Source organism: Paenibacillus sp. FSL H8-0315 (assembly GCF_038005365.1).
GTDB lineage: Bacteria > Bacillota > Bacilli > Paenibacillales > Paenibacillaceae > Paenibacillus_AQ > Paenibacillus_AQ odorifer.
This window is the reverse complement of record NZ_JBBOTA010000001.1, coordinates 5,213,867-5,227,601: the sequence shown is the minus strand read 5'-3', so window position 1 is coordinate 5,227,601 and position 13,735 is coordinate 5,213,867. Positions and strand designations below refer to the sequence as shown.

15 protein-coding genes are annotated in these 13,735 nt (G+C 46.0%); 2 read left to right on the top strand and 13 right to left on the bottom strand.

Features of this window, described 5'->3' with window-relative positions; genetic code table 11:
• Positions 1-249 precede the first annotated feature (249 nt).
• The 9 genes from MHB56_RS22625 to MHB56_RS22585 form a co-directional block, all read right to left on the bottom strand.
• Positions 250-1,149: a 5'-3' exonuclease gene (locus MHB56_RS22625; protein WP_076126491.1), complete on the bottom strand. Its 900-nt coding sequence runs from the start codon at positions 1,147-1,149 to the stop codon at positions 250-252.
• 60 nt (positions 1,150-1,209) lie between these two features.
• The gene (locus tag MHB56_RS22620; protein WP_076126405.1) at positions 1,210-1,575 is read right to left on the bottom strand and encodes an arsenate reductase family protein; all 366 of its coding nucleotides are present in this window, start codon (positions 1,573-1,575) and stop codon (positions 1,210-1,212) included.
• A 193-nt stretch (positions 1,576-1,768) separates the two neighbouring features.
• Positions 1,769-2,755: an RluA family pseudouridine synthase gene (locus MHB56_RS22615; RefSeq protein ID WP_076206337.1), complete on the bottom strand. Its 987-nt coding sequence runs from the start codon at positions 2,753-2,755 to the stop codon at positions 1,769-1,771.
• Between the two features lies 1 nt (position 2,756).
• Positions 2,757-3,323 carry a cob(I)yrinic acid a,c-diamide adenosyltransferase gene (locus MHB56_RS22610; protein ID WP_076126402.1) on the bottom strand — a complete coding sequence of 189 codons (567 nt, stop codon included), beginning with the start codon at positions 3,321-3,323 and terminating at the stop codon, positions 2,757-2,759.
• A 171-nt stretch (positions 3,324-3,494) separates the two neighbouring features.
• Positions 3,495-3,683 (bottom strand): aspartyl-phosphate phosphatase Spo0E family protein, encoded by a 189-nt coding sequence (locus MHB56_RS22605; RefSeq protein ID WP_232061510.1) that lies wholly within the window; start codon positions 3,681-3,683, stop codon positions 3,495-3,497.
• Between the two features lie 251 nt (positions 3,684-3,934).
• On the bottom strand, positions 3,935-5,155 hold the full coding sequence (locus MHB56_RS22600; RefSeq protein ID WP_036683526.1) for an aminotransferase class I/II-fold pyridoxal phosphate-dependent enzyme: 1,221 nt from the start codon (positions 5,153-5,155) through the stop codon (positions 3,935-3,937).
• Between the two features lie 13 nt (positions 5,156-5,168).
• Entirely contained in the window at positions 5,169-5,669 is a 501-nt protein-coding gene (locus tag MHB56_RS22595) for an Lrp/AsnC family transcriptional regulator (RefSeq protein WP_036683529.1), read from the bottom strand.
• A 259-nt stretch (positions 5,670-5,928) separates the two neighbouring features.
• Complete coding sequence (locus MHB56_RS22590; RefSeq protein WP_076126401.1) at positions 5,929-6,312, bottom strand: spore coat protein; 384 nt, start codon at positions 6,310-6,312, stop codon at positions 5,929-5,931.
• Between the two features lie 30 nt (positions 6,313-6,342).
• Positions 6,343-6,576 carry a spore coat protein gene (locus MHB56_RS22585; RefSeq protein WP_036683535.1) on the bottom strand — a complete coding sequence of 78 codons (234 nt, stop codon included), beginning with the start codon at positions 6,574-6,576 and terminating at the stop codon, positions 6,343-6,345.
• A 176-nt stretch (positions 6,577-6,752) separates the two neighbouring features.
• On the opposite strand from MHB56_RS22585, the gene MHB56_RS22580 reads away from it, so the two are divergent.
• Positions 6,753-8,003 (top strand): NAD(P)/FAD-dependent oxidoreductase, encoded by a 1,251-nt coding sequence (locus MHB56_RS22580; RefSeq protein WP_341144035.1) that lies wholly within the window; start codon positions 6,753-6,755, stop codon positions 8,001-8,003.
• Positions 8,004-8,443: 440 nt separating this feature from the next.
• Here MHB56_RS22580 and MHB56_RS22575 read toward each other — a convergent pair whose 3' ends face one another.
• The 3 genes from MHB56_RS22575 to MHB56_RS22565 all read right to left on the bottom strand — a co-directional run bounded on the left by MHB56_RS22575 (position 8,444) and on the right by MHB56_RS22565 (position 12,016).
• Positions 8,444-8,986, bottom strand: a complete 543-nt coding sequence (locus MHB56_RS22575; RefSeq protein WP_341144034.1) for a hypothetical protein — start codon at positions 8,984-8,986, stop codon at positions 8,444-8,446.
• Positions 8,987-9,198: 212 nt separating this feature from the next.
• Positions 9,199-9,618: a DUF350 domain-containing protein gene (locus tag MHB56_RS22570; protein WP_036683543.1), complete on the bottom strand. Its 420-nt coding sequence runs from the start codon at positions 9,616-9,618 to the stop codon at positions 9,199-9,201.
• Between the two features lie 31 nt (positions 9,619-9,649).
• Positions 9,650-12,016, bottom strand: a complete 2,367-nt coding sequence (locus MHB56_RS22565; RefSeq protein ID WP_076126396.1) for an endonuclease MutS2 — start codon at positions 12,014-12,016, stop codon at positions 9,650-9,652.
• Positions 12,017-12,168: 152 nt separating this feature from the next.
• Between MHB56_RS22565 and MHB56_RS22560 the strand changes: the two genes are divergently transcribed.
• Positions 12,169-12,516, top strand: a complete 348-nt coding sequence (locus tag MHB56_RS22560) for a phage holin family protein (protein ID WP_036683548.1) — start codon at positions 12,169-12,171, stop codon at positions 12,514-12,516.
• Positions 12,517-12,586: 70 nt separating this feature from the next.
• Here MHB56_RS22560 and MHB56_RS22555 read toward each other — a convergent pair whose 3' ends face one another.
• Positions 12,587-13,654, bottom strand: coding sequence for a GGDEF domain-containing protein (locus tag MHB56_RS22555; protein ID WP_076126393.1), 1,068 nt, complete (start codon positions 13,652-13,654; stop codon positions 12,587-12,589).
• Positions 13,655-13,735 lie beyond the last annotated feature (81 nt).

Genomic DNA, 13,735 nt, shown 5'->3' with positions numbered 1-13,735 from the left:
CTTGTGCGTGACCAAAAGTATCTTCATCTCATCATCACCTACTATGGAAAATAATCCCTATGTATTTCCTTTGAAATTTCATTAAACCAATATCCATGATTAGAAACCTTAATTTGTAATTAAGTCAAAAAAAGACATATATTGATAAATTTCCACATGAATTCGACAACAAAAAAAGCAGATCAAGGAAAGTAACCTTGACCTGCCATTATGTTTATTCACCTTTTCATCAGAAGAGAACCACTCTCCTTAACCCAGATCACCTAACTCAATCTGTACAATTCCCCGTTCGTCCTGCACCTCAGCGATCAAATGCATCAGGCTGCCAAATTCCAGTTCTTGAAATTTACGCGCGGCTGTTTCCCGTTGTAATTGCCATAAAGCTTCCGCCAGCTCACAGACCACAGGCACATCACAACGGATTTCAGCCAGCTCTCTTGATAGATGCAGCATATCAAGGTCGGCTTCAATTTTGGACCGTACACCTTTAGGGAGCAAGTGAAGATTCTCAATTACACCTTCAACTGTACCGTATTCCGTTAACAGCTTCAGCGCGGTTTTCTCACCAATCCCTTTTACACCAGGGTAATTATCACTTGTATCGCCCATAAAGCCCTTCAGGTCAATAACCTGTCTAGGGGTTAGACCTTTATCCTCAAGCAATTCTGCAAGGTCATAAACTTTATAGTTGGAGCGTCCTTTTTTCATAATGACGACCTTAACATTCTCATCAATAAGCTGCAGCATATCATGGTCACCCGTCAGAATGTAAACCTCAGAATTATCGCTGTAACAGGATGCTAGCGTACCAATGCAATCATCTGCTTCATAGCCGGCAAGACCGATGTTTGGCACACCTAGCTCAGCCACTACTTCTTTTACTAGATCAAATTGCGGAATTAATTCCAGCGGAGCTTCGATCCGGTTGGATTTGTATCCATCATATTTCTCGGTACGGAACGTTCCTTTACCCATATCCCAGCAGCATACGACATGAGAAGGCTCAAACGTACTTACTGCATCAAAAAAATACTGCAAAAATCCATATACCGCATTCGTCGGTAAACCTTCTTTTGTCTTGCGAATATATCCTCCATAAGAGGTCGCATAAAAGGCCCGGAACAGCAGAGCCATTCCATCTACAAGCATTACCCGGCCCGTTGTATCTGTTCTCACTTATAAACCTCTCCCTTGATCGTTGTATTGATATTAAACATTAGCCCAAGTATCGGCATATTGGTCTTCTTTGAATCCCACCGTAACTTTAACTCCATCGGTGACAATCGGACGTTTGATCAACATCCCGTGGCTTGAGAGCAGTTCTAACTTCTCCTGTTCCGTAAGCTGGGGCAGCTTGTCCTTCAGACCTAATGATTTATATACTTCACCGCTTGTATTAAAAAACTTCTTCAGCTCAAGGCCGCTGTTCGCGAGCAGCTCACGCAGCTCGTCCACCGTAGGTGGCTGCTCTGCGATGTGCTGAAGCTCCAGCTCATGACCTTGTCCCTGCAACCATTTCACTGCGCTGCGGCAGGTGCTGCATTTGGGATATTGATATACTTTTAATTTGCTCATGCTGTGCTCCTTTAATAATCGGCTAATAATATCGTAACTACGGGGAATGTTTGGATTTCTGGCCGCTGTTGTCTACAGATTTCTTCAATTTCACCGTTAAACGAGGTTGAAATCCGCAGACAAGGGCGGTCGCTATCGCTCCTACAGTTCCAAGCTTCCCCTTCGCCACTCCATCGCCTGAATTATAATTTTATCACAAATCCGCTGTCGGACCTTGCTCCAATATTTTCTCCAAGTCTGCCATATCAGGTGGCAACGGGGCCTCGAAAATCATTTCTTGCAGAAGCACCGGGTGCTTGAACGTCAGACGGACTGCGTGCAGTGCCTGACGCGGTATGGAAGCATCGAGTGCTGCAACGGTCTCCAATTGCTCGCTTTGAGTTGAAGTCAATTCTGGTAGATTGTACAGCTCATGACGGTACATGCTGTCCCCAATCAGCGGACAGCCGATTGAGGTCATATGGACCCGAATTTGATGCGTACGCCCACTCTCCAGCTTTAGTTCAACTCTAGAGCCAGCTGAATACACCTGCTTAACCTCATATCGGGTTAGGGAAGGATATCCATCCGGTGTCACGATACGCCGATGTGGCTCCTCAGGATCACGATCGATAGGGCCGTCGATATCGCCGGATAACTCCGCAGGAACCCCGTGAACAAATGCAGCGTAACGCTTATCCACAGTACCGGCGATCATCTGCTCGGAAATATGCTGATGGCTGTAAGGATTTTTGGCGATCACTAACACACCGGAGGTCTCCTGATCCAGACGATGAACAGGCCGGAAACGGAAGCGTTCATTCTTCTGTGCCCAATAATAAACCACACCATTGGCAAGCGTGTCGGTGTAATGTCCATGGGTGGGATGAACTATAATTCCCGCTGCCTTGTTAACCACTAGCAGATGTTCATCTTCAAATAAAATCTCAAATGGAATCGGCTGCGGCAAAATATCATCCGAAGTCTCCGTTTCCATGCGAATCTGCACGGTATCTCCTGCCTTTACATGCACACTAATGTATACACGTTCACCGTTTAATGTAATGCCTTGCTCCGTCTGCTTCAGGCGAGAGAGCAGCTTGCGTGAGACATCCATCCGTTTGTGCAGGATGGTCTTCAGCAGGAAGTCATCCTCTTCAGGCGGTATGATATAAGTAATGGGTGAATAATAGCTTGTCATATTAGTCTCGGAACACCTTTTTACTGCGGATGTATTCTACATCAGTAATCCCTGACCGTGTATTAGCCGTTCTAGCCAAAGCAAAAAAATAATCCGACAATCGATTGAGATAAATCACCGCTTCTGGGTTAATGTCCGCAGTTCGCCCTAAGGTAACCGCCCGGCGTTCTGCACGACGGCAAACCGTGCGGCATACATGTAGAACCGAAGCCAGCTGACTACCTCCTGGCAGGATAAATTTCTCAAGTGGCGGATTCTCCTCTTGTAGAGTATCTATCCAGCCTTCCAGCCGCTGAGCCATCTCACTTGTCACCATATATTGACCACCATCAGCAAGTCTAACAAATGCTAAATCCGTGCCGCAATCAAACAGCTCATGCTGTATTTCGAGCAATTGCTCGCGGACATCGTCGAAATTATCACTTTCCATCAGGCTTCGTGCTTGCCCTACAAAACAATTCAGCTCATCGATCGTTCCGTAGGCCTCGACGCGGACATCATCCTTGCCGACCCGGCCGCCAATCACTGAGGTCTGACCTGCATCACCCGTACGTGTATAAATCGCCATGGTTTAAGCCTCCTATCCATTCTTAAAAAACATATACTGATAGTTTAAGCTTTCTGCTATAAGGAAGGCAATAAAGATAGCAAATTAAGAGTATACACAAAAACACCATCATTAGTAAGAGTGCACAACAAAAAGAGGACCCTAGGGTCCTCTCAAGAGCATTCAGCAGCACTATTTTCCAGCTGGACGCCCCTTCATATACTCATTTATTTTGAGGTCCAATAAACTGCTAATTTCAATCACATTATCCGAAGTGAATGATTTTTCCTGCAGGAAAAGCTGCTCCATCTTGCTGCGGAGTATTCTAATTTCATCTTCCAGAGAGAGTATGCGAGCAGAAGCATCACCCTTGGGGGGTATTTTCCCATTTCCAGAGAAACATTTCCCACCATAGGAAGGTAAGTAATAATCGGCGCTAAGCACAATCATCCCTCCCAAAAGTATTATTGAGCGCGTGCTGCAAAAGAGCATAAAAGTTAAATAAAGCAACTTCAAAGCAACGCCTTAGTTCCAGAGTAAATGAATCCTTTTAAGTTCTATTATAGGGGCTAATTACTCTCAAAGTAAAATAATACCATAGGATTGTATGATCGGCTATAGTTCAATTTTCACTAATCCGTTCTCTCACGTGTAAGCTTTGTGACAAAAGCACCAATGCGTTCTACTGCTTCGTTCAGTTGGGATACTGATGTGGCGTAGGAACAGCGTAAGTAACCTTCTCCACCTAATCCAAAGACACTTCCAGGCACAGCTGCAACCTTGTATTCAAGCAAAAGCCGCTGAGCAAATTGATCAGAAGTCAGCCCTGTCTTGCGCACGCTTGGAAAAGCGTAGAAGGCGCCCTGCGGCTCATGGCACTCCAGCCCCGCATCGCGTAGGCCCTTGACGATCAACCTCCGCCGTTGGTTATAGGAATCCACCATCCGGTCCTTCTCTTCCATCCCATTGGTCAGCGCTTCAAGTGCAGCCACCTGTCCCATAGAAGGAGCACACATCACAGTATACTGATGAATCTTAAGCATTGCAGCGATAAGATCCGGGTGACCACAAGCATACCCCATCCGCCATCCGGTCATTGCAAAAGCTTTGGAGAAGCCGCTAACCAGAATCGTACGGTCTATCATGCCTGGTAAAGAGGCAAAGCTGACGTGATTAATGCCATAAGACAACTCTGCATAAATCTCATCTGAAATCACTATAAGATCATGTTTCTCTACTACCTTAGCAATCGGCTCCCAATCTTCTCGGGTCATTACACTTCCCGTAGGGTTACTTGGGTAACATAAAATCAGAACCTTGGAGCGCGGAGTGATTTTGGCTTCCAAGCTTTCTGCAGTAAGTTTAAAGTTATTCTCACCAACCGTTTCAATACCTACAGGTATCCCTCCACCAATCGCGGTAATCGGCGAATAAGAGATGTAACAAGGCTCCGGAATCAGAATTTCATCCCCCGGTGAAATCAGCGCACGTAGTGCCAAATCGATGGCCTCGCTTCCGCCAACGGTTGCTATAATTTGATTGGCAGGATCATATTCCACAGCAAAACGGCTGTGTAAGTAATTCGCGATCCCTTCCCGCAGTTCAGGCATCCCTGCATTGGATGTATACCCTGTAAACCCTCTTTCCAGCGAATAGACGCAAGCCTCTCTGACATGCCAGGGGGTCTTGAAGTCAGGCTCTCCAACTCCCAAAGAGATGATATCCTTACTGCCTGCAGCCAGATCAAAAAACTTGCGGATACCCGAAGGTTGAATTTGCTGTACCAACGGGGCCAAATAAGAATCCATTGATTTGCTGTCTTCTCCAGTTAGCTGCGATTTATTCGTGATCATATGATTACTTCCTTTATGGAGAGATCATCAGACGGTTGTCTTCCTCATGCTCTTCGAAGATGATCCCGTCCTGTTTGTATTTTTTAAGGGTAAAATTCGTTTTGGTTGAAAGTACTGAATCAATTGGAGACAGCTTCTCAGATACAAAATTGGCCACTTCACGTAAATTCCGGCCTTCCACTTCCACCAGAAGATCATAAGCACCAGACATCAGATAAACTGATTTGACCTGTGGATACAAGTAGATTCGCTCGGCAATCCCTTCAAAACCACGCCCTCGTTCAGGCGTAATCTGCACCTCAATCAGTGCGGTTACCTTCTCATCGTCCACTTTATCCCAGTTTACAACGGCGGCATATTTTACAATGACATGATCTTTCTCCAACTGCTCAATCGCAGTCTTCACATCTTCTTCTTCCGCGCCAAGCAGCGTTGCTAAGAGTGCAGTAGATCTTCTCGCGTCTTCCTTAAGCAGTTCCAGCACTTTCCTCTTAAGCTCGTTCATTTCCTTCATGCCTTCCCTCCGGATAGTTCGCCAATGACGGTACGCTATTAATGCGTCGCCCCGCGAAAAGAGTTTAATACTAATATGACATGAAATGTGCATCTCTGCAAACAAAATAACCCCATAGGAGCTTCCATGAAAGGCAGAGTTTACATAGCACATACATAAAAAAATAGAAAAAACGCCCGTTCTACCGGATTTAACCAGTAAAAACGGGCGTTATCTCCACACTCATGAAGCGATTTGCTTCATTCGCCAACCATCATGGTTACATTAAATGAGAAGGCTGATGTTGTCCGTTAGCCGGGATATGAGCATTCTGAGCGTATGCGCCAAATTGCCCGGTTTTTTGTTGAACAAATTGCCCGGTTTGCTGTTGCATTTGCTGTGCGGTTTGAAGCTGCTTGTCCACATCTTGGCGCAATGCTTTTGCAGGTGCAGGATACATATTCAGTTGAGACATATGCGTGTATAAATCACCTTGGAGTTGCAAAGTGTCCATGGTCATAGTGTTAAAAACCCTACGAACGGCTGGACATGCTGATTCTGTAGCAGCTGTAGCATATTCGCGTACGGTCCGCTTCAAATCACACAAAATGGTGTTTAGTAAATCCTCATCCGGCATAAATGCCCCAGTATTTTGCGCGTTCATTAAATAACCTCCTTAGAATTAATATTGCAATTATTGTGGGCTTGTTGGCGCGTATTGTTGATGTTGTTGGATTAACTGAGTGAGCTCAGTCATGTGTTTGGTGTGATTTTGCATATGCTGCATACAAATTTGGCGAACTTGTTGATTCTGTGTTGTCGCAGCCGTTGCTGCACATTGCTTGAGAAGCAAGTCCTCATTAGAGATGGAGTCAGCGATATATTCCAATTCCTTACCACTTAGCGCTTGCATTTGCGTTGATTGCATTTGTTGTAGTCCCTCCTTGTAGTTGATTCATACAGGCTTTAGTATGCCGCCTATGCCCGCGATTTATTTGCCGAAAGGCACTAGAGAGTTATGACAGAAATAAGAACATACCGCGAATGAGACGATAAAATGCCGCCAATACTAAATCACGGCACGAATGAAGGAGCGAACAATTCATGAATTTAAATAGTGGAAATACACCTTGGTCAAGCACTTTACAGAACCCTCCAACTTACCCCTCTCTAGAAGGTACTATTCATTGTGATTGCCTGGTTGTAGGCGCCGGAATGGGTGGGGCAATGGCCGCCTATCGCTTGTCCTTAAGTGGAGCGGATGCTGTTCTGATCGAAAAAAGACGAGTCGGCAGCGGCAGCTCGCATGCTAACACTGGACTCCTGCAGATTTCCAACGATAAATCGTTAACCTCATGTATGAACACCTTTGGGCAAAAGAACGGTTTGCTCTTTTATCAGTTATGCCAGGCTGGGGTAAGGAACATTCTGGACCTGCCGGACAAGCTCGATATCGATCCGCAGATCATTCCTCGCAGCAGTCTTTTGTATGCCAGCACTCCTGCGGATGTACCTGCATTGCGGGAAGAATATGAGAATCTCGTGGCTAATGGCTTCGATTCTGAATTTTGGGAAGAGGATAAGATTGCAGCTCTGTACTCTTTTTCAAAACCAGCAGGACTTTATTCACGTGGGGATGCCGAAGCGAATCCTTATCGAACGGTGCACAGCCTAATCGCCAAGGCAGCGTCGAATGGCGTCCGCGTCTTTGAACAGAGCGAAGCGAAACATTATGAGTTTACTGAGGATGGCGTGATTTGCCATACAGAAAGTGGCCGGATTATTGCCAAGGATGTTATTTTTGCAATGGGTTATGAAACACAGGAATTCAAAAAAGACCGGGGCGCTGAGCTGATCAACACGTATGCAGTGATGACCAAACCTCTAAAGGATTTTCCAAAGTGGCATGAGCGTAGCCTGCTGTGGGAGACAGCCCGCCCTTATTTATATTTTCGGACAACCCCTGAAGGCAGGATTATTGCAGGAGGTAAGGATGAGCAGCTGACAGACCCCGAACGTCGTGAGGTCCGAGTGATTTCTCAAGGTCAAAAATTGCTCAAAGAGCTTGAAGCCTTATTTCCAGAAATTAAAGGCATTGAGCTGGAGTACTCCTGGGGTGCTGTGTTCGGTTCTACTCGTGATGGGCTTCCATATATCGGCCCACATCCAAAGTTCCCTCACTGTTACTTCATCGAGGGCTACGGAGGCAATGGGACGGTGTACAGTATGATCGCTGCGGAGTTGTTAACGGATACGATTGCCGGCAAACATCGGCCTGAGTTAGATTTATTCTCACTCACCCGGTCAGCCAAACCCTCTCCTTCTAAGAGTTTGGACGTGATGAAACAGAACTGATTTTTGTAGAAAATAAAAACGGGGCTGGCCCTCGCAGCCGCTTCACTGCTTTTTGGACAACCCCGCTTTTTATTTTCCCTGCTTCAATCATAAATCCATCATCCCATGGAGCTTACGGACTCAGTTGACGTTATTTACATGTTTTTAGCCTTTAAAGCAAGGTTTCGGACTCCAGTGATGCTATCCTTGGAAAGAGGCCCATATATAGGCGTTTTTCAAGCCAATAGCTGCACTGGAGTCCGATAGCATTCCAAATATCGGATAATGGTGCGGTTAAGGCCGGTTGTGTCCGCTAGCGGGTTACTATGCGCATCCGACAGTGATTACATATCCGCACGCTTCCGACAACTGTCAACGGTCAAGTAAGGTCCAAAAAAAGAAGGGGCACGCCCCAGCAGCTATTAGCTTATGGGACCGCCCCTTTTTTTATATACTTATTCTTACGCCTGAGCGTTGCTCAAATTGCGTACGAGCTGAATCCGATCTTCCTGTGCCAGACTGTGCTGAACATGGAAGCAGGAAGGACATACGTAAACATTGAGTGAGAATGGAGCGGTTAATACCGACTTACCTAGTGTAGCTGGAGCAGACGGCTCAAAGCTGCTCACAGGCTGCTTACCCGCAAGGATCGTAAGTTCATGGCATTGAGTACATTCCGGAGCTTCCTCCTGAATGGCCAGAATAGCTGAGACACTCTCTTCGTACTTGTTCAAGTCATAATCATCGCCGAATTGATTAAGCGTATTATAGATTGGAACTACGCTGTCTTTATCAGGCTCTCCCCAAAGATCATCGTCATTAACAACCTCTTGTTTGGGTTCCTCTACGACTTCCTCTACTTCTTCTTCGATGCCGTCAATCCCAACAGTGACCGTACGGTATCCGCTAAGCTCATTGTTACAGTGAGGACAATTCTCCTCAGGTCCAAATTCCTCGTCCCATACAATTTCAGTATGACACCAAGGGCATACAGTTGTTTCCATCTTTATAATCTCCTTCATACTTTCACTTTTAAATTTAATTCATCATTAAATAAATAATACCGGCTGCTATAAAAGCAATCGCTGACAGAAACAGAACTCGGGTGAGAATCTTCATGATTTCCTCCTAAGATACCCCACAAAGAGTGGGACTGCTCAATTCAAAGCTTGTCCAAATCCATAATTCTTTGCAGGGTGTCCTTATAAGGACGGATTTAAAAAATAGCCGCACCTATTACATAAGACAACGATACCGAGATCAGCATGGCAATAAGTCCAACAGCACGGTTATCCGCAGCGATCTCCTCGTCAATAGAGAATACAGGGGTCAGAAATTCAAATAAAAAATAGGCAAGCAGCAGCAGCAAAAAACCGACGACGGACCACTTCATTGTCTCGTAAATTGAAACACCAGCTTCAATACTGAAACGCAGTACGTTGCAAATTCCGAAGATTTTGCCGCCTGTGGCCATTGCCACTGCCAGGTTTCCCTTACGTATTTCTTCCCAGCAATTATATTTCGTTACCATTTCAAAAAAAGACAGAAATACAACCAGCCCAAGAATCGCCACTGCAAAGTAGCCAAGCAAGGCACCTAGCGGATGACCCAGCAAAAGATCAATATCTTCTTGCACGCTTTCCCCTTCTTTCTGCCGGGAAATCCCGCTATTGCAGCTCAGCCACAGTTACGCCCGCGCCGCCTTCGTTATAATTCCCGAGCCGATAACTCTTCACATGCTTGTGCTTACGCAAATATTCCTGAATTCCTGTGCGCAGCACACCCGTACCTTTACCATGAATGATGGCGATCTGGCCCAGATTACCTAAAAAGGCTTCATCGATAAAACGATCTGTCTCCATTATAGCTTCCTCCAGGTTAGTCCCGCGCAAATCCAGTTCACTGCGAATGTTCTCATCACGGGAACGTTTGACGGTTGTCGCATGGCGAAGGGCCGTTGGCGCAGCTGTTGCCTTCGAGGAGAGCAATTCCAAATCATCCAGCCTTACCTTCATCTTCATAATGCCAAACTGCACCAGCGCCTCTTTAGTACCGCTTAGCTCCACCACAAAGCCCTTTTGGTTCAAGCTGTCGACTTTCACTTCATCTCCAGGGCCAATTGTACGTGGAGCTTTGGTAGTCTTGCGGGTAACAGCCTTCTTGCGCGGTGATGGCTCAGCTTCATCCAGACGTCGCCGCGCTTCAATCAGCTTATGCTCTTTAACTGAAGCTCCTTCTTCCATAGCCAAGCGGCGCAAATCACTGATAATTTCCTCAGCTTCCTTACGCGCTTTGTCCAGGATCGCGCTGGCGTCCTTCTCAGCCTTCTCGAGGCGTTTCTCACGCTGGCTTTCCAGCTTCTCAAGCTCTTGCTGTTGTCTGCTGCGCAGCTCCTCCACTTCGCGGCGGATGCCCTCTGCACGTTCATGCTCCTGTTCCGCTCCCAGCCGATTCTCTTCGAGAGAAGCAATCATATGCTCCACGCGCAGATCTTCTTCCTTCACTTCGCCGCGGGCATGCTCCAGAATCGCATGAGGCAGGCCTAGACGCTCGGCAATCGCAAAGGCGTTGCTTCGTCCGGGTACGCCGATCAATAAGCGATAGGTTGGGCTAAGGGTCTGGACATCAAATTCCATACTGGCATTGATGACTCCCTTACGCTCATAAGCGTATGCTTTCAGTTCGCTATAATGTGTTGTTGCGACCATCCGGCATTCGATCCGGTGAATATGCTCCAGAATGGCAATTGCCAGCGCAGAGCCTTCTGCCGGGTCGGTTCCAGCCCCCACCTCATCAAGCAGAATAAGGCTCTTAGGAGTCATTCTACGCAGAATGGAGATAATATTAGTCATATGACTAGAGAAGGTACTCAGACTTTGCTCGATGCTCTGTTCATCGCCAATATCAGCATAAATGGCATCAAACACACACATCTGGCTGCCTTCCTCTGCTGGAATAAACAAGCCGGACATCGACATTAAGCTCAACAAGCCGATGGTTTTGAGGGTAACGGTCTTACCACCGGTATTCGGTCCGGTTACGATAATTGAGCTGTATTGATTGCCCAGCTCCACGTCCAAAGGAACCACATGCTCCGCTGGAATAAGCGGATGCCGCCCTTTGCGCAGCTTAAGATAACCGCGGTCATTCATACGCGGCTGAGTAGCCTTCATATCACGAGCAAGACGCGCCTTGGAGAAGATGAAGTCCAGTTCTCCCAGAATATCAATATCGTAGGTCATTTCTTCCGCAATGTCGGCTACAAGTGCCGTCAGCCTGTGTAAAATGATCTCGATTTCCCGTTCCTCACGCAGCCGTGTTTCACGGAGTTTATTATTCATCGCCACAATAGACTCTGGCTCGATAAATAAAGTCGCTCCTGATCCAGACTGATCATGTACGATACCACCGAAATGGGCACGGTACTCCGCTTTTACAGGAATAACAAACCGATCACCACGAATGGTCACCAGCTGATCCTGCAGCATTTTCGCTACAGAAGACGAACGAATCATCGAATCCAGCTTCTCACGAATTCTGGTCTCTCCTCCGCGCAATTCACGGCGAATGTTAGCCAGCTCAGAACTAGCTGTATCAAGTACATCAGCATTCTCGTCTATACATAAACGGATGGCATCTTCCACATGTTTTTGCTCCGATAAAACGTCGCTCAGTGAGAACAGGAGCTCAATCTTTTCTTCCTCATGCATAGCTGCCAGGAAACGTTTGACTCTGCGTGCGCCGCCAATGGTATTTCCAACGGCCAGCAGCTCAGTTGTTCCCAGCATTCCGCCTATAGAAGCACGTTTTAGTGCAGCTCGAATATCGCTTACCCCGCCGAACGAAGGAATGCCCTTCAGGCGATCCACATTAGCCGCTTCATCCGTGGCTTGAAGCAGCTTCTTCACACCTTCGAAATCGCCGGAGGGCCTTAGCTGCTCCGCAGCCAATCTTCCCATGGGGGTTTGCGTATATTGCATTAATTTATTTAAAATCTTGCGATATTCAAGCGTATGCAAAATTTTGTCGTCCAATTACAGTCACAGCTCCCTTCATAGATGTTTCCATTATACAGAATTCAGGTCAATTTCGCTATTTGGGTCTTATTTTTAAGCATAGAATCACGTAATAAGGTCACAATAAGAACTGCACATATCCTTAGCATGGGCCAAAGGAGGTTAGTACAGTGAATTTCTTAAGTCATGTTGGTCGTTTTGTGGTCGCAGCGCTTGTTCTGATGGTTGTTGGCTGGATTGTTCCACAGTTCACGGTTGGTGGGTTCTGGAGCGCTTTAATCCTTGCACTGGTGATTGCGCTACTCGGCTGGGTAGTCGAAGGAATCTTCGGCAAAAAAGCAACGCCTTTCGGTCGTGGTATCGTCGGCTTTATTGTCAGTGCGGTAGTAATCTGGGTCGCTCAATTCGTAGTCAGCGGAGTCAGCGTATCCATTCTGGGTGCCATCTTAGCAGCTCTTGTCATTGGGATTATCGACCTGTTTCTGCCGGTATCCACTCCATTTGAGGCCGCTAAGTAACAAAAGCTCTTCACAACACAGAACCCCCTATTCCGGTTCTTCTCCGGCAATAAGGGGTTCTGTGTTGTTTTTATGCAAAAGACACTATCTCCTCTTTATGACTCTCCGCACAGTTGACCACTCTGTTCTTGCCTTGCTTTTTAGCGGTATAGAGCGCTTTGTCTGTTTTACGAAAGAGAAGCTCTTTTCCATCCCCAAGCTGATAATCACAAATTCCAATGCTCACGGTGATCGGCTTGTTACCAGCCTGCAAATGTTCAATTTGAGCAATATTTTTCCGTAATTTCTCTACTGCTTCATAGGACTCCGAGAAACTTTTATCTGTAAAAATCACAGCGAACTCTTCCCCACCATACCTAGCCGCAAAATCATTTAATTCAATCATGCCGCCTACCTTGTCCGCTATCACCTTAAGTACAAGGTCTCCAACCCTGTGTCCGTAGGTATCATTCACTTGCTTGAAGTTATCAATATCGAAAAGAGCCAGCTGTAACTGAAGGTTGTTGCTTTCACATTGCTCCAATAATGAATCCAAATATTCATGAAAGGTTTTATGATTATAGAGTCCAGTGAGTGCGTCTATCTTCAGCAGCTTATCCGAAATAGCCCTCTCCACCATTAGATCTTGGCCCGCCTTGGTTAATCTTTCTAAATTAATACGCGCTTCACGAGCACGAATAATTACTGCAATAGCCATCAGCACAAATACCAAAAATACACACTCTACCATCAAGAATTCAAGCAGCGGTTTATGTAGGAATGGCCGTTCCAACCCAAAATATACCCCGGCATAAAACACAATACTAAATAACCCCATTATGTACAGGAGCTTACGATCAAAATAAATAAGAGCAACCATAATCGGCATCATAAGTGTCATCTGAGCACCGTCAACAAAAGGCTCTAATACAAAATACATAAGGTAGGACACTAAAAACCCGCAGCTAACCACCCCATATTTAGGGGACTGTTTACTATAACGCAGCCACAGCTCCGCAGTAATCATAAGGAACACAATTAGTAAATTACAGGCTATAAATAAATGCCATAGATTCGTATCCATGGTTGTTTTTATTTGGAGTCGGTCAATATTCGACAAAAACAGCAACTGTGAGATTAATAAAAGAATGACTACCATCCAATAGCCTTGTAAGATTCTACGGTGCCAAACCTCCGTACTTAGCGCATCATTAATACTTGTAATATGTATCCCCTACTT